The sequence below is a fragment of the Achromobacter sp. SLBN-14 genome, assembly GCF_006715415.1.
GTDB classification, from domain to species: domain Bacteria; phylum Pseudomonadota; class Gammaproteobacteria; order Burkholderiales; family Burkholderiaceae_B; genus Achromobacter; species Achromobacter mucicolens.
The window spans coordinates 5251683-5268064 of sequence record NZ_VFNE01000001.1 but is presented as its reverse complement, the minus strand read 5'-3'; the positions used below and the strand labels follow the sequence as shown (position 1 = coordinate 5268064).

The 16382-nt window shown below is 65.5% G+C and carries 14 protein-coding genes; all 14 read right to left on the bottom strand.

What is annotated here, in order from left to right:
* Positions 1-5 precede the first annotated feature (5 nt).
* On the bottom strand, positions 6-470 hold the full coding sequence (locus tag FBY20_RS24110) for an SCP2 domain-containing protein (RefSeq protein WP_056318374.1): 465 nt from the start codon (positions 468-470) through the stop codon (positions 6-8).
* Positions 467-1360 carry a U32 family peptidase gene (locus tag FBY20_RS24105; protein ID WP_235512626.1) on the bottom strand — a complete coding sequence of 298 codons (894 nt, stop codon included), beginning with the start codon at positions 1358-1360 and terminating at the stop codon, positions 467-469. The genes FBY20_RS24110 and FBY20_RS24105 overlap by 4 nt, the downstream gene beginning before the upstream one ends.
* Positions 1357-2373 carry a peptidase U32 family protein gene (locus tag FBY20_RS24100; RefSeq protein ID WP_056318371.1) on the bottom strand — a complete coding sequence of 339 codons (1017 nt, stop codon included), beginning with the start codon at positions 2371-2373 and terminating at the stop codon, positions 1357-1359. Before FBY20_RS24100 ends, FBY20_RS24105 begins: the two co-directional genes overlap by 4 nt.
* An 83-nt stretch (positions 2374-2456) precedes the next feature.
* Positions 2457-3122: a response regulator transcription factor gene (locus FBY20_RS24095; RefSeq protein ID WP_142055016.1), complete on the bottom strand. Its 666-nt coding sequence runs from the start codon at positions 3120-3122 to the stop codon at positions 2457-2459.
* A 14-nt stretch (positions 3123-3136) separates the two neighbouring features.
* Positions 3137-5074, bottom strand: coding sequence for a type IV pili methyl-accepting chemotaxis transducer N-terminal domain-containing protein (locus FBY20_RS24090; protein WP_056318366.1), 1938 nt, complete (start codon positions 5072-5074; stop codon positions 3137-3139).
* Between the two features lie 92 nt (positions 5075-5166).
* The gene (gene mobB, locus FBY20_RS24085; protein ID WP_056318363.1) at positions 5167-5664 is read right to left on the bottom strand and encodes a molybdopterin-guanine dinucleotide biosynthesis protein B; all 498 of its coding nucleotides are present in this window, start codon (positions 5662-5664) and stop codon (positions 5167-5169) included.
* Positions 5661-6326 carry a carbonic anhydrase gene (locus FBY20_RS24080; RefSeq protein ID WP_056318361.1) on the bottom strand — a complete coding sequence of 222 codons (666 nt, stop codon included), beginning with the start codon at positions 6324-6326 and terminating at the stop codon, positions 5661-5663. Before FBY20_RS24080 ends, mobB begins: the two co-directional genes overlap by 4 nt.
* A 1-nt stretch (position 6327) precedes the next feature.
* Positions 6328-7326, bottom strand: coding sequence for a GTP 3',8-cyclase MoaA (moaA, locus tag FBY20_RS24075; RefSeq protein ID WP_142055014.1), 999 nt, complete (start codon positions 7324-7326; stop codon positions 6328-6330).
* The gene (locus FBY20_RS24070) at positions 7323-8084 is read right to left on the bottom strand and encodes a peptidylprolyl isomerase (RefSeq protein WP_142055012.1); all 762 of its coding nucleotides are present in this window, start codon (positions 8082-8084) and stop codon (positions 7323-7325) included. Before FBY20_RS24070 ends, moaA begins: the two co-directional genes overlap by 4 nt.
* A gap of 22 nt (positions 8085-8106) precedes the next feature.
* Entirely contained in the window at positions 8107-8790 is a 684-nt protein-coding gene (gene narI, locus FBY20_RS24065) for a respiratory nitrate reductase subunit gamma (RefSeq protein ID WP_056318352.1), read from the bottom strand.
* An 18-nt stretch (positions 8791-8808) separates the two neighbouring features.
* Positions 8809-9456, bottom strand: a complete 648-nt coding sequence (narJ, locus tag FBY20_RS24060) for a nitrate reductase molybdenum cofactor assembly chaperone (RefSeq protein WP_142055009.1) — start codon at positions 9454-9456, stop codon at positions 8809-8811.
* Between the two features lie 15 nt (positions 9457-9471).
* Positions 9472-11037: a nitrate reductase subunit beta gene (gene narH / locus FBY20_RS24055; protein WP_056318344.1), complete on the bottom strand. Its 1566-nt coding sequence runs from the start codon at positions 11035-11037 to the stop codon at positions 9472-9474.
* Positions 11034-14777, bottom strand: coding sequence for a nitrate reductase subunit alpha (locus tag FBY20_RS24050; protein ID WP_142055007.1), 3744 nt, complete (start codon positions 14775-14777; stop codon positions 11034-11036). The genes narH and FBY20_RS24050 overlap by 4 nt, the downstream gene beginning before the upstream one ends.
* 217 nt (positions 14778-14994) lie before the next feature.
* Entirely contained in the window at positions 14995-16380 is a 1386-nt protein-coding gene (locus FBY20_RS24045; RefSeq protein ID WP_056318339.1) for a NarK family nitrate/nitrite MFS transporter, read from the bottom strand.
* Positions 16381-16382 lie beyond the last annotated feature (2 nt).

The following is a 16382-nucleotide window of genomic DNA, read 5'->3' as shown; positions in this document are numbered from 1 at the left end:
GGAGATCAGCCGCCTGCCCCACCCGCCATGCCGCTGTTTGCGGCAGTCATGCGTTGCAGCCACGCTGGCCGGGGCGCCGCGTCCAGCCAGTTCTTGACGATCAACCCCAGTTCGGTGTCGCCGGAGATACGCAGGCGGCGCTGGAAGAACAAGGTGTCGGCATCGGTTTCCTCGCGCATGAGCGCCAGGAAGTCCGCCAGCTTCGCGCCCAGTTCAAGCTCCGCGGCGCCGGTGGACCCGCGGTTCCAGAGGGGCCGGAATGCACCATCGCGCACGACAAAGCTGCTGCGCAGACCCAGGTCTTCGACGGTGATGGCAAAGCTGCGGCCGTTCAGTTCCGCGGGTGGCTCAAGCCACTTGAGCCGGCGCGCCAGCTCAAGCCCCGCCACGAAATGCAGCGACACAAACGGGCCTGGCACGCGGCGGCCCAGCTTGGCGAACACAGGCGGCAAATTCAGGGCGGCGCTCATGCGACGGCCTCCTCGAGGCCGATGCCGGCCTTGCCGTAGTAGTAACCGTTGCAGCGGCCGATGCCCGCGGGTGGCGACACCGGCTCGGGCTTGGCGCCTTGCCGCATCGCGTCCAGCGCGGCGATGGCCTCAAGCGTGCCCGCCGATTGCGGGCTGACGCGCAGCACATCGACGCCCATTCCCGCCAGTTCCGGCGCTTCGGCCAACAGGTCCAGGCAGGCGGCCGATTGAACCTGGATGCCGTTGATGCCCAGGAACTCGCGCGATTCGCGCGTGCGCATGTCCAGGCCATCGGGATGCTCGATGCAGCGAAAGCCGCAATCGTCCTTTTTCAGGCGGAAGTGGCGGGCCGTGAAGCAGCGCGCGGAGAACGCCAGCGCCATCCTGCCCCACACCATCACTTCGGCCTGCATACCAGCGGGACGCTCTTGCAGCAGGCGCTCGAGCGTGGTGCCGTCCATTTCAAGCGGCGCGACGAAGCGCACAGCGCCGCGATTGGCCAGCCAGGCCAGCGTGCCCCCATGGTAGGCGTTGATGTGCGGACCGGCGACAAAGCCACGGCCGCTCAGGTGGCGCACCGCGCCCAACTCGCCTGCCTCGACCATGAAATCCTGCTGGTCGCAAAGCTTCTTCAAGGCGCTGGCCTCGGCGCCCGTCTCGATCAAGGTGCGGCCAGACAGCACCACCGTCTTGCCCACTGCGCGCAAGTCGCGCGCCAGTTCAAGCCAATCGTCGGCGCGCAGTTCGTGACGCCGGCTACAGACGGTCTCGCCCACGTAGATGATGTCCGCAGGACTTTCGGCCAGCGCGGCGTAGAAATCCATGGTGCGTTGGCGCGGCCAGTAGTACAGCAAGGGGCCGACAGAAATCTGAAATGGGATGGGGGTCATTTCCATGGACGTTCGAAAGCGCCTTGTGTGACTTGGGAACCCTCGGCATGGCGCGCCAGCATGGCGTTCCACTCGGGGCGCGGAGAAAAGCGCGATGCGTCCGCATGCACGCTGTCCAGCGCGGCGCGCAGCGTGGACACCACCTGCGTGACATAGGCCGGGCTGCGCTGGCGCCCTTCGATCTTGATGGCCGATACGCCCATCTCCGCCAGCTTGGGCAACAGGCCGATGGCGTTCAGGCTGGTGGGTTCTTCGAGGGCGTGGTCGGCTTGTCCGTCCACTTCGAAGCGCCCCTTGCACAACGTGGGATACGCGGCGGGCTCGCCCGGTTCGTAGCGGTCGATGAGGATGCCCGACAGGCGCGCGTCCATGCGGCCGTCTTCTTCGACCCAGCGCACCGCGTGCGCGGGCGAACAGACACCCTTGTTGTTGGGGGAATCGCCGGTGGCGTACGACGACAAGAGGCAGCGGCCCTCGGCCATGACGCACAGGCTGCCGAAGCCGAAGACCTCGACTTCGACGCTGACGTTGGCGCAGATGCGGGCAATCTCCGTCAGCGTCAGGACGCGCGGCAGGACCACACGGCGGATGCCGAACTGCTCTTTCATGAGTTCAATGGCGTCCGCGTGGGTGGCCGAGCCCTGCACCGACAGATGCAGCCGCAGGTCCGGATAGCGGTCGCTAGCATAGGCCAGCAGTCCCGGGTCGGCCATGATGACGGCGTCGGCGCCCAGGTCGTGGGCGGCATCGACGGCGGCCTGCCATTCGGCCATGCGGCCTGCCTGCACAAAGGTGTTGATGGCAAAGAGCACATGCCGGTTGTGGCGATGCGCCAGTTCGACGCCGGCGCGGATGTCGGCTTCGGTGAAATTGAGCCCGGCGAAATTGCGGGCGTTCGTGGCGTTCTTGAGCCCGAGATAGACGGTGTCGGCGCCCGCTTCGATCGCCGCTTTCAAGGCGGCCAGACTGCCTGCCGGGGCCACGAGCTCTATGGGAGAGGTTCGAGTTTGCATGACGGCCAGTCTATGGGCCGCCCGTCCCCCGGGCCTTGTCGAAAATCAAACGGCGTGGCGCGCGCGGCGCCTTTTTGTGCGGCCTATTCCTCGGTGTACAGGCCGCGCTCCACGGCATAGACAGCGACCTGCACACGGCTCGTCAGGTTGAGCTTCTTCAGCACGTTCTGCACATGGATCTTCACGGTGCTTTCGCTCACGTCCAGTTCGCGCGCGATGACCTTGTTGCTGGCCCCGCGCGCCAGCCATTGCACGATCTGGGTTTCACGCGCGGTAAGACGATGGCGCTCGGCCGAGCCGGGCGGCGGCGGCGGCGTCTGGCTGGCCTGGCCGCGGAACTGCTCGACGAGCTTGGCCGTCATGCTGTCGGCAATGACGGCTTCGCCGTTGGCGGCGCGGCGGATGGCGGACACCAGCGCGTCCGCGTCGATGTTCTTGACGAGATAGCCGCGAGCGCCGTCGCGCAGCGCCTGGCCCAGCTCGTCGGCCTCTTCCGAGACGGTCAGGATGATGACCGCGCAATTGGGCAGGTCCTGCGTCAGCAGCTGCAGTGTTTCCAGACCCGACAGGCCGGGCAGGTTCAGGTCAAGCAGCACGACGTCGGGCTTGAGCTCCTTGGCGCGTTTTATGCCTTCGACGCCGTCGCCCGCCTCGGCCACGACCTCGAAGTCGGGTTGGCGCTGCAACAGCAGGCGGACACCGGAGCGGAACAGGGTGTGGTCGTCGATGAGCAGGATGCGGATGGTCATGATGGGCAAGGATGTCAGGCTGCCTGGCGTTCGGCGCCAGGCAAGGTGAGCGCCACGCGCGTGCCGGCGCCGGGCTGCGATTCGAGTTTTATCACGGCGCGCATGCGGGCGGCGCGCTCGCGCATGATGTGCAGGCCGACATGGGATTCGCCCCGTTCGGCGACGTCGGCCGGGTCGTAGCCCTGGCCGTCGTCCGAAATCAGCAAGGTGAAATCCCGGCCGTTCTCAACGGCGATCCGCACGCGGCTGGCTTCCGAGTGCTTGCGCACATTGGACAGCGCTTCCTGCAGGATGAACAGCACCTGCAACTGCTGCTCCGGCTGCAGCGGCGCGCCCTCGCCCTGGGTAAACGTCAGGTCGGTCTCGATGGCGGTCTGGCGGCGAAAACGCGAAACCGTGTCCTCGATGGCGGCTTGCAGGTCGCCCTGCGACAACTTGCTGCGGAAGTTGGTCAACAGTTCGCGCACGTCCTGGTAGCTTTCGTCCACGCCGGTGCGCAAGAGCGGCAGGATCTCGCTGACTTCTTCTTCGTCGCCGCGCTTGATGGCGGCATCGAGCATCTGCAATTGCAGGTTCAGGAAATTCAGGCCTTGGGCAAGGCTGTCGTGCAGGCCCTGCGCCACCAGCCCGCGCTCCTGCACGACTGCCAATTGGCGCGCCTGCGCGCTAAGGCGCCGGTTGTCCAGCGCAACGCCCAGGTGCTGGCCCAGCGTTTCCAGCAGTTGCGACTCGGACGCGGCCAGCCGGCGGTGGGTGCGGAAATGCAGCGAATACGAACCCAGCACTTCGTCGCGCGTCACGATACGGAACACCGCCACGCTGGCAAAGCCCTCGCGCTGGCAGTTCAGATCCAGCTCGGGTGGCGACTGGCGGAAGTCCTGGATGACGATCACGCCCGCCTTGCGCGTGGCGACACCGCAATAGCAGTCGTCGACCTTCATGCAGTGTTCGGACTCGACCAATTCTTCAGACAGGCCCACGGACACCACGAGGTTGAGTTTTTCGTTGTTGGGATCCAGCGCCCGGATGCTGCCTGCTTCGGCATCGAACTGCAGCATCACGCGGCGCAGGAAGCCATCGCACATGGCTTCGATTTCATTGGGCTGGTTCAGGAACGCCGCCATGTCGTACAGCGCCCCGATGTCGCGGTTCTGCGCGGCCAGCTGCGCCGTCTTCTGTTCCACCCGCTGCTCCAGGCTGGTGTACAGGTCCTGCAGTTCGTCCGCCATGCGGTTGTAGCCGCGGGCCAGCACGCCGAACTCGTCCTGGCTTTCGACCGGCAGTCGCGTGCTGAACTCGCGGTCGGCCATGCGCTGCAGGCCGTCGCGCAGGCGCAGCACCGGCGAAATGATCCACAGATACAGCAGGTAGATCATGGCAAGCGTGCCCGCGCTGGCAATTGCCGCCAACACGCCCTGCGACAGCCGCAGCGACGTGGTCTTGCCGGCGTTGTCCTGTTCGATCATCCGGACCAGCGTATCGGCGCGCGCCACGAATTCGGGCAGCGTTTCCAGGTAGCTTGATGCGTCCGGCTGGCCAATGGCGCGCAGCGCCGCAGGCTTCATGATGTCGCGCCAATACGCGGCCACGTCGTGCCATTGGGCGCGTATCGCGTTGTCGTTGGGAATGAACAGCGGCCGCGCGGGATTGCCCCGCGCCAGGCGCGCAATGGTGTCGTCCAGAATCGCAACTTGTTCGGTAGTGCGCACTTCGCGCCCGGCCTGCGGCCGCATCAGTTCGACGGCGACGCGATTGGCCCGCATCCGCAGGCTGCCGGTATCGTTGATGGCAGCGCCCGCGCCTTCCAGTTGCCAGGACAGCCACAGCGTCCAGCTCACCATGGACAGCACCACGACCAACGCCAGCAGCGAGCTTGCCACGATGCGCGTGGACAGCCGGTGCCGGGGCGACGGCAGCACGTCGGAGGGAGTGGCGGTATTCGAGGACTTCATGGGTGTCGGGGCGAAAAGCGCGGATCGGGTATCAGTGTAGTCGCTTCCCGCCCGCCTTCCGGCGCGATTGCGCGCGTTTTAGCCCCATGCGATCAGGCCAAACCGAGGGTGCGGCACAGAAAATCGGCAACTTGGGCGGGGTCGTTCAGGGGCAGGCAGGGCAAGGCGATCTCAAGCGGCGCATCCGTCACGACGGCCAGGAATGAAGGATCTTCGGTGTGCAGCGGCGGCTTGCCCAGCGCGGGGCGGTAGACCTCGATGCGCGGAATCGCGGCCTGCTTGAAGCCCTCGACCAGCACCAGATCGGCGGGCGACAAGCGCGCCAGTTGCGCCTCAAGCGTGGGTTCCGGCGTGTCGCGCAGTTCATGCACGATGGCATACCGGTATGGCGAGGCAATCATGACTTCCTGCGCGCCCGCAGTCCGAAAGCGCGCGCTGTCCTTGCCGGGGGGCTCCATCTGAAAATCATGATGGCTGTGCTTGATGACGTTCACCCGCAGGCCGCGCGCGCCAAGCAGCGGCAGCATGGCCTCGATCAGGGTGGTCTTGCCGCTGCCGGAGCGGCCGGCGATACCGAATACGGGAGTCATACGAGTGCGGGTTCCGTCAGCAAGGGACATACGATGGGCAAAAACGTGTCCGCCCGCGGGGAGTATGCCAGCAAAGCGCCCGCCACCAGGTCGAAATACCACCCATGCAGGGACAGGCTTCCCGCGTCGACCGCCCGCCGCACGAACGGCAGGTCCTCCAGGTTGCGCAGCGAGATCAGGATGGAAGCCTGTTCGCACGCGCGCCGGCGCTCTTCCTTGGTGGCGTCCGGCATCTGCCGCAGCACCTGCTCGCGCGCGGGTTCGGCGATGTCCATCCAGCGCCCAAGATAGTCGGTCTCGCCGTCGCGGCGGATGCCGCGCTCCATCAGTGCGCGGATTCCGCCGCACTGGGCGTGTCCCAGCACGATGATGCGGCTGACCTGCAATTGTTCGACGGCAAACTGGATTGCCGCCAGGACGCCTTGAAGGCCGCGGTCCTTGCTGCACGGGGGCACCAGATTGGCCACATTGCGCACGGTAAAGATGTCGCCGGGATCACAACCGAGCAGCATGGCCGGGTCCACGCGGGAATCGCAACAGCCGATCAGCAATGTGCTGGGATGCTGGCCGTCGCGCAGGTTGCGATACAGCGACGGCGCGTCTTCGTAGTACTGCTGCTGAAAGCGCTGGAAGCCGCCAACCAGTCGTTCAAGATCCTGCATGTCAGCCTCCCGTTTGCGACATGAAGCGCACGATGCGTTCGGGCCGGGCATTGAATTCGTGGCGCTCCGGCTTGGCGGCGATGCCCGCCCGGATGGCCTGAACAAGGTCAGCGTCGCTGGCGCCCGCGCGCAGCAACCGTCCGAGCGGCACCTGGTCTTCCTGACCCAGACAAAGATACAAGGTGCCGTCCACGCCCAACCGCACGCGATTGCAGGTGGCGCAGAAATGACGCGACATGGGGGTGATGACGCCCAGCACGGGCGCGCCCTGCCCGCTGGTCCAGTAGCGCGCCGGGCCGTTGCGCGATTCGGCCAGCGACGGCACCAGCCCGGCATCGGCGGCCAGGCGCGCGCCCATTGCGTTCAGGTCGGTGTGCGTAAAGCCGCGGCCGCACTCGCCCATCGGCATCGGCTCGATCAGCCTCAGCACGAAGCCCTGCTCCACCGCATAGGACAGCAGGCGGCGCACTTCGGATTCCGGCGTGGCCGCATGCACCACGCTGTTGAGCTTGATGGGGGAAAAGCCCGCCTGCCGCGCGGCCGACAATCCAGCCAGCACGGCATCCAGGCAATCGCGCCCGGTGATCTGCGAGAACGCTGCCGCGTCCAGCGTGTCCAGGCTGATGTTCAGACGGTCCACCCCCGCTGCCCGCAGCGACTGCGCATGGCGCGATAGCTGCGTGGCGTTGGTGGACACGGACAGGTCGCGCAGCCCGGGCATGGCGGCGATGGTGGCGGCCAGCCCGGCAACACCCTTGCGCAGCAGCGGCTCGCCGCCCGTAAGCCTGACCTTGGCCACGCCCAGGCTCACGAACAGTCCGACCAGCCGGGCCATTTCGTCGTGGGTCATCCAGTTGGCCGGCGTTTCGAAACCCTTGAAATCCTTGGGCAGGCAATAGCTGCACCGCAGGTCGCAACGATCGGTGACCGAAACGCGCAGATAGTCGATGCGGCGGCCGAAGCCGTCCGCCAGGGCAGCGGGGGCTGGCTCGTCCATCATGCGGCGCTCCCGGCGAAGACCCGCTCGGGTTCGCCGTCGTCCAGATCGATGCCCGAGATCTTGGCACGATCGACCAGCAGCTTGGTGTATTGCCGCCAGGCGGTATCGCGGCTCATGGACGTGAGCGCCGTGGCAATCTGCTTGGCCACGTGTTCGTAGGGCAAGAGCCGCCCTTCGACACGTCGAACCACGCGCACGATGTGCAGGCCGTGCCGCGTCTGCAGCAACTGCGGCAGCAACCCGCCCGAAGGCAGCGCGAACACCGCGCGTTCGAATTCCGGCACGGTGTCGCCGCGCCCCAGTTGACCCAGGTTGCCGCCGACGGCCGCGGACGGGCAACTGGATTGTTCGCGGGCCACCTCGGCGAACCGCGACGGGTCGGCCAGCAGCTCGGCCAGCACCACGTTGGCATGCGCCTTCAGCATGTCCAGGTTCACGTCGGGCGTGACCTGGAACAGGATGTGGTCGGCCTCGACCAGTTCGCCCACCATGAAGCGTTCGGGGTGCATCTGGTAGAAGCGCCGGCAAGCGGCGTCGTCGGCTTCGGGCGCCGGGGCCTGACTGGCGAGCAAGGCGCCAATGGCGCTTTCCTCGTCGGACACATCCAGGCCCTGCCGGCCGGCCTCGTCCAGCAGGACGCGCCGCAGCACCAGGGCCGTGACGGCCTCGCGCATGGGATTGCCGGCTTCTGCGTGCAAGGGCAGTTCACGTTCGAGATCCGCGTCGTTCAGTTCGACGCCGTTGACGATGACAGGCATGTTCGGCTCCTAAGACGGGGAATCAGCGCGGACGGACCAGTTGCCAGGCGCGGCCCAGGTAGCCCACCGACGCGAAACCGCTCCAGACGTGCACCAGACGGGTGAACGGGAAGATCACGAAAAGCGTGAGGCCCATGAAGAGGTGCGCCTTGAACAGCAGCGGCACGCCGGCGAGGTAGCTGGCGGCGTCGCCCTGGAACGTGACGATGTGCTGCGCCCAGGTCATCAGGTGCACCATCATTTCGCCGTCCATGTGGCCAGCCGACAGCACGATCGTGGACAGCCCCAGCAGCAGCGTCACCAGGATCCACAGCAGCAGGATCTTGTCGCCCGGCCGCGTGGCGTGGGCGATGCGGGGGTCGGTCAGGCGGCGGTGGATCAGGATCAAGAGGCCGATCAGGCACAGCCCGCCCATCACGCCGCCCGCCACCATCGCAACCATCTGCTTGAGCGAGTGCGAAACGCCCAGCGTGTCCCACACGATGACGGGGGTAAGCAGGCCGACCAGATGCCCGAAGAACAGGCCCAGGATGCCGATGTGGAACAGGATGTTCCCCAGCCGCAACTGGCCGCGATGCAGCAGTTGCGAGCTGTCGGATTTCCAGGTGTATTGCTCGCGCTCAAAACGCGCCAGGCTGCCGAGCAGAAAGATCGTCAGTGCGATGTACGGATAGATGCCGAAAAGAAACTGATTCAGGGAGTTCATGATGCGTCGTCCTGGGCATTAATGAGTCGCGGCGGAACGGGGATGGAAGTGCACGGTCTGCACCCCGCCTCCCGCAAACGGCCGCAGCAGCGGTTCCACGCCGTCGGGGCCGGCCCCGAGGGCCTCCATCGCCTCGTCCATGTCGCGCACCGGCGCCTCGGTCTGCACGCGCGGAATCACGCGGGACTGGGCGCGCAGCACGGCAAAGACGCAGGCGTAGGAGCTTTCGCTTTTGGCCAGGCGCGCGCCGATGGCCGCCAGCACGTGGATGGCTTCGTCCAGCAGCTCCTGGGCCGTGTCGGGATCGATGACTCCCAGGAATTCCAGGAACAGCGGCACGTGGTCCGGCAGTTCCGACACCATCGGCTCGAAGCCGTGCGCGCGGTAGGTTTCCAGCAGGTCCACCATCGCCTGGCCACGGTCGCGGCTTTCTCCGTGGACGTGCTCGAACAGGTGCAGCGAGTGCGAGCGGTTGCGGTCAAAGGTGGCGACGTAGTTCTCTTGCAGGGGAATCAGGTCGTTCGAGGCCAGGTAGCTGACCAGGGGTTGCAGGGTTTCCTCGGCGTCCGGATAGGCCGCCAGGGCCTCTTCCAGTTCGCCCAGGTAGTCCAGCAGCTCCGGCTCGGGATAGCACAGCATGGCGGAAAGCAGTCGGTACAGGCTCATGGTGTTCTCCTTTCCTCAGGCCGAAACGGCCTTCTTGCGCGACTTGGGCATTTCGATGAAGATCTCGCTGCCCTGCGGCTTGCGGCCGAACAGGGTGCCTTCCGACACGCCGCCCGAGCAGCCGTTGCCAAAGGTGAAGCCGCAGCTTCCCTTCTCGTTGAAGCTGTCTTCGACCACTTCCTTGTGGCTGCTGGGCACGACGAAGCGGTCTTCGTAGTTGGCGATGGCCATGATGCGGTACATGTCCTGCACCGTTTCCTCGGTCAGGCCGACCTGATCCAGCAGGGCCGTGTCGCGTTCGCCGTGGACGGTCTCGGACCGCTTGAACGCGCGCATTGCCAGCATGCGTTCCAGGGCTTGCAGCACCGGCGCTTCCTTGCCGGCGGTCAGCAGGTTGGCCAGGTAGCGCACGGGGATGCGCAGCGTCGACACGTCGGGGATCATGCCGCTCTTGCCCACGGTGCGCTGGGGCATCTTGCCGGACTCGGCGGCCGTCTGGATGGGCGACAGCGGCGGGATGTACCAGACCATCGGCAGCGTGCGGTATTCGGGGTGCAGCGGGAAGGCCACCTTCCATTCGACGGCCATCTTGTAGACGGGCGAATTGCGCGCGGCTTCCAGCCACGATTCCGGGATGCCCTGCTCGCGCGCCGCGGCAATCACTTCGGGTGAATGCGGGTCCAGGAACAGGTCGAGCTGCGACTGATACAGATCCTGCTCGTTCGCGGTGGCGGCGGCATTTTCGATCTGGTCGGCGTCATACAGCAGCACGCCCAGGTAGCGGATGCGGCCCACGCAGGTTTCCGAGCACACGGTCGGCTGGCCGGCCTCGATGCGCGGATAGCAGAACGTGCACTTCTCGGCCTTGCCGCTGTTCCAGTTGTAGTAGATCTTCTTGTACGGGCAGCCCGAGATGCACATGCGCCATCCGCGGCACTTGTCCTGATCAACCAGGACGATGCCGTCGTCTTCGCGCTTGTAGATGGAACCGGACGGGCAGCTGGCGACACAGGCCGGATTCAGGCAGTGTTCGCACAGGCGCGGCAGGTACATCATGAAGGTGTTCTCGAACGTCGAGTACATCTCTTTCTGAACGCCTTCGAAGAGCGCATCGCGGCTGCGCGAGCTGAATTCGCCGCCCAGGTCGTCTTCCCAGTTCGGGCCCCAATGGATCTTGTCCATCTTCTTGCCCGTCAGCACCGACACCGGACGCGCGGTGGGCGGCGTCTGCGACAGCGGCGCGTTCTTCAGGTGCTCGTAGTCGTAGGTGAACGGCTCGTAGTAGTCGTCGATGGCGGGCAGGTTCGGGTTGGCGAACAGGTTGGCCAGGATGCGCAGCTTGCCGCCTTGGCGCGGTTCCAGCTTGCCGGCGGCCGTGCGGCTCCAGCCGCCCTTCCACTTTTCCTGGTTTTCCCATTCCTTCGGATAGCCGATGCCGGGCTTGGTTTCAACGTTGTTGAACCATGCGTACTCGACACCGTCGCGGCTGGTCCAGACGTTCTTGCAGGTGACCGAGCAAGTGTGGCAGCCAATGCACTTGTCCAGGTTCAGCACCATGCCGATTTGGGCGCGTATCCTCATGATTGCTTCTCTTCTTGTTGCAGTTCTTCGACGAGCGGGCCTTCCAGCCAGTCCACCTTCTTCATCTTGCGCACGACCACGAACTCGTCGCGGTTGGCGCCCACGGTGCCGTAGTAGTTGAAACCGTAGGCCTGCTGCGCGTATCCGCCGATCATGTGCGTGGGCTTGAGCACCGTGCGCGTGACCGAGTTATGGATGCCGCCGCGCTTGCCGCTGGTTTCAGCGCCCGGCACGTTCACGATCTTTTCCTGTGCGTGGTACATCAGGCACATGCCAACCGGCACGCGCTGGCTCACCACCACCCGGGCGGTCAGCGTGCCGTTCACGTTGAACACTTCCACCCAGTCGTTGTCGACCAGTCCGGCCTGCTTGGCCTCGGCTTCGGACACCCACACGTGGGGGCCGCCGCGGCTGAGGGTCAGCATGCGCAGGTTGTCCGAGTACGTGCTGTGGATGCCCCACTTCTGGTGCGGCGTGATCCAGTTCAGGACCAGTTCCTTTTCGCCATTCGGGTACTTGCCCAGCATGGGCGCAACCGTCTTGGTGTCGATGGCGGGCTTGTACACGCAGGAGCCTTCGCCAAAGTCCAGCATCCAGCGGTGATCCTGGTAGAACTGCTGGCGGCCGGTCAGGGTGCGCCATGGGATCAGTTCATGGACGTTGGTATAGCCGGCGTTGTAGCTGACCTCTTCGCTTTCCAGACCGGACCAGGTAGGCGCCGAAATGATCTTGCGCGGCTGCGCCTGGATGTCGCGGAAGCGGATCTTGTCGTGTTCGCGTCCGACCGCCAGGTGCGTGTGGTCGCGTCCGGTGATCTTGCCCAGCGCTTCCCAAGCCTTGACCGACACATGGCCGTTGGTCTCGGGTGCGAAGGTCAGGATCATCTCGGCCGCGTCGATCGCCGTATCCAGGCGCGGACGGCCCTGGCTGACGCCGGTTTCGGTGACGCTGTCGTTGATGCCGGCCAGCTCGTGGACCTCGTGCTGGGTGTTCCAGTTGATGCCCTTGCCGCCGTTGCCCAGCTTGTCCAGCAGCGGACCCACCGACGTGAACTTGCGGTAAATATCGTTGTAGTCGCGCTCGACCACCGTCATGGACGGCGCCGTCTTGCCCGGAATCAGGTCGCATTCGCCGAGCTTCCAGTCCTTGGGTTCGAAGGCCTGGCCCAGTTCTCCCGGGGTGTCGTGCATCAGCGGGGTCAGCACCAGGTCGCGGCGCTTGCCCAGGTACGGGCCGCCGATTTCGCTGAACTTCTTGGCCAGCAGCTTGTAGATTTCCCAGTCGGTCTTGCTTTCCCAGAGCGGCTGCACGGCTTCGCTGAGCGGGTGGATGAAGGGGTGCATGTCGGACGTGTTGAGGTCGTCCTTTTCGTACCAGGTGGCGGTGGGCAGCACGATGTCGCCGTACAGGCACGTGGTGCTCATGCGGAAGTCCAGCACGGTTAGCAGGTCGAGCTTGCCTTCGGCGGCGTCGTCCTCAAAGGTGACTTCGGACGGCTTGATGGCGTCGGCTTCGTCGCCGAACACGGCGTTCTGGGTGCCCAGGAGGTACTTCAGGAAGTACTCGTGGCCCTTGCCGCTGGAGCCCAGGATGTTGGAGCGCCACACGAACATGTTGCGCGGGAAATTGGCGGGATCGTCCGGGTTTTCGCAGGACATGCGCAGCTCGCCCGACTTCATCTGTTCGACGGCGTGCGCGACGGGATCCTTGCCCAGACTGTCGGCCTGTGCCACGACGTCCAGCGGATTGGTGCGCAGCTGCGGCGCCGACGGCAGCCAGCCCATGCGCTCGGCGCGGGCGTTCAGGTCGATCATGCTGAGTTCGCTGTACTTGGCGCGGTCGGCGGTGGGGCCGAGCACTTCCTGCACATTCAGCTTTTCGTGACGCCATTGGCTGGTATGGGCGTAGAAGAACGAGGTGCCGTTCATCTGGCGCGGCGGGCGCACCCAGTCGGCGGCAAACGCCAGCGGGGCCCAGCCGAACTGCGGGCGCAGCTTTTCCTGGCCCACATAGTGCGCCCAGCCGCCGCCGCTCTTGCCCACGCAACCGCACATCATCAGCATGTTGATGATGCCGCGGTAGATCATGTCCATGTGGTACCAGTGGTTCAGGCCGGCGCCGACGATGACCATGGACTTGCCTTCGGTGTCGTGCGCGTTCTGGGCGAACTCGCGCGCCACCTGGATGACCTGCGCGCGCGGCACGCTGGTGTGCTTTTCCTGCCAGGCGGGCGTGTAGGGAACGTCGTCATCGTAAGAGGACGCGACGTTGCCGCCGCCCAGGCCGCGATCCAGGCCGTAGTTGGCCATCTGCAGGTCATACACGGTAGCCACCAGCGCGTCGGTGCCGTCAGCCAGGCGGATGCGGCGGGCGGGCACGTTGCGCACCAGCAGCTCGTCGTGTTCGCTACCGAAGTACGGGAAGCCCACGCCGACCACGTCGTCGGACTTGTCCAGAAGGCTGAGCGTGGGGACGATTTCGCGGCCCGAGCCGCCATCCTTGGATTCCAGGTTCCAGCGGCCGACCTTTTCGCCGCCGTTGACGGCGCCCTCGCCCCAGCGAAAGCCGATGCTGCCGTTGGGCGCCACCAGATCGCCGGTGGACTCGTCCAGCACCAGCGTCTTCCAGTCGGGGTTGTTCTGTTCGCCAAGCGCGTTGTCCAGCTGCGAGGCGCGCAGGAAGTGGTCAGGGGCGTAGAAGCCGTCGCGTTCCTTGAGCTGCACCAGCATCGGCATGTCGGTGTAGCGGCGCACGTAATCCGTGAAGTAGGCCGACTTGCCCGACAGGTGGAATTCCTTGAGGATGACGTGGCCCATGGCCATGGCGAGCGCGGCGTCGGTGCCCTGCTTGGGCGCCAGCCAGATGTCGCCGAACTTGACCATTTCGCCGAAGTCGCTGGACACGGCCACGGTCTTGGTGCCCTTGTAGCGGACTTCGGTGTAGAAGTGCGCGTCCGGGGTGCGGGTCTGCGGGACGTTCGAGCCCCAGACCATCAGGTAGGTGGAGTTGTACCAGTCGGCCGATTCGGGCACGTCGGTCTGTTCGCCCCAGATCTGAGGACTGGCGGGGGGGAGATCGCAGTACCAGTCGTAGAAGCTGAGGCAGGCGCCGCCCAAAAGGCTAAGGTAGCGGGCGCCGGCGGCGTAGCTGACCATCGACATGGCGGGAATCGGCGAGAACCCGATCACGCGGTCCGGGCCGTACTTCTTGATGGTGAGCGCGTTGGCCGCGGCAATGATCTCCGTGGCGGTGTCCCAATCGGCGCGGACGAAGCCGCCCAGGCCGCGCACCGACTTGTAGCGCTTGGCGCGCTTGGGATCCTGGCTGATCCATTCCCAGGCCGCGATCGGGTCCATCGTCTTGCGGGCTTCCCGCCACATTTCGACCAGGCGGCCGCGGATCATGGGGTACTTCACGCGCTGCGCCGAATAAACATACCAGCTGTACGACGCGCCACGAGGACAGCCGCGGGGCTCGTGGTTGGGCAGGTCGGGACGGGTGCGGGGGTAGTCGGTCTGCTGGGTTTCCCAGGTGATCAGGCCGTTCTTGACATACACCTTCCAGGAGCAGGAGCCGGTGCAGTTCACGCCGTGGGTGGAACGCACCACCTTGTCGTGCTGCCAGCGGGCGCGGTAGGCGTTCTCCCACTTGCGGTCCTCGTTGACGGTTTCGCCGTGACCGTTCGCGAAGGTGGACTTCACCCGCGACATGAACTTCAACCGGTCCAGAAAATGACTCATTGTGTTTCTCCAAGAACGCCGGCCAGGCCGGCGCGTACTGCGATCAATGCTGATGAAACAACTTTAGGGCTGGGCTGTCTGGCCGACCATTCGCCGGTGGCACAACCCGGGTTCGGCAGAGTGACTAGTTACCCGGGTAGGCCGAACTAGTCGGGCCGCAAGGCCGCCGGGGCCCGGCCACGCAACGTGTGCGCGGCCGGGCCCCGGCGAACGGTCCTTAGCAGGGAATGGGCGCGTTGCGGCGTGCGTAGTACCACCACGTGATCAGCATGCAGGTGGCATAGAAGCCGATGAAGCAGAACAGCGCGGTCTGGACGCTGCCCGTCATTTCGAGCGACGTGCCGAAGCTGCGCGGGATGAAAAAGCCGCCGTAGGCCCCGATGGCGCCGGAAAAGCCCAGCACCGCGGCCGATTCCTTGGCCGCCTCCGACATGGCCTGCTTTTGCGCGGCCGGACCCTTGCCCTGCGCCGCCTGCGTGCGTTCGCGCAGGAAGATCACCGGAATCATGCGGAACGTGGAACCGTTGCCCAGGCCGGTCAGCGCGAAGAGCACGATGAACATGGCCAAGAAGCCGTTGAAGTCGCCTAGGCGGCCCTCACCCGGCAGGAACGTCACGACGCCAGCCACCGCGGCGATCATGGCCGCGAAGGTGAAGAGCGTGACCCGGGCGCCGCCCAGCTTGTCGGAGATCCAGCCGCCCACGGGACGCGTCAGCGATCCGACCAGCGGCCCCAGGAAGGCGTATGCCATGGGATTGACGGTGGGAAACAGCGTCTTGGTCAGCATGGCGAAGCCCGCCGAGAATCCGATGAACGACCCGAACGTGCCCACGTACAGCCAGCACATCAGCCAGTTGTGCTTGCGCTTGAAGATGACCGCCTGGTCGGCGAACGAAGCGCGCGCATCGGCGATGTCGTTCATGCCGAACCATGCTGCGATGGACGCCAGCGCGATGGGGATCACCCAGATGAAGCCCGCGTTCTGCAGCCACAGATTTTGCTGCGCGCCATTGGCGTTGATGACCTGAGGTTCGCCGCCGGCAACGCCGAAGACGCCCATGGTGATGACGACCGGCACGACGAACTGCACCAGCGACACCCCCAGGTTGCCGATGCCGGCGTTCAGGCCCGTTGCCAGCCCCTTCTTTTCCTTGGGAAAGAAAAAGCTGATATTGGCCATGCTGGAGCTGAAGTTGCCGCCGCCCAGGCCGCACAGCAGCGCCAGCACCAGAAGGGTCGGAAACGAGGTGGTGGGATCGCGCAGCGCGAAACCCATGCCCAGCGCCGGAATCAGCAGCGAGGCGGTGGAAATGGCCGTCCATTTGCGCCCGCCGAAGACGGGCACGAGGAACGAGTAGAAGATGCGCAGCGTCGCACCCGACAGCGCGGGCAGCGCCGTCAGCCAGAAGAGCTGGTTCTTGGACAGCATGAAGCCGGCGCGGTCAAGGTTGACGACGACCACGCTCCAGAGCATCCAGATGCTGAACGCCAGCATCAGCGCCGGGATCGAGATCCACAGATTGCGGTTGGCGACGCGCGCGCCCGTCTGTTTCCAGAAACCGGGATTATCCGGCTCCCAGCGCGCAAGGACTTGAGTGGACATGA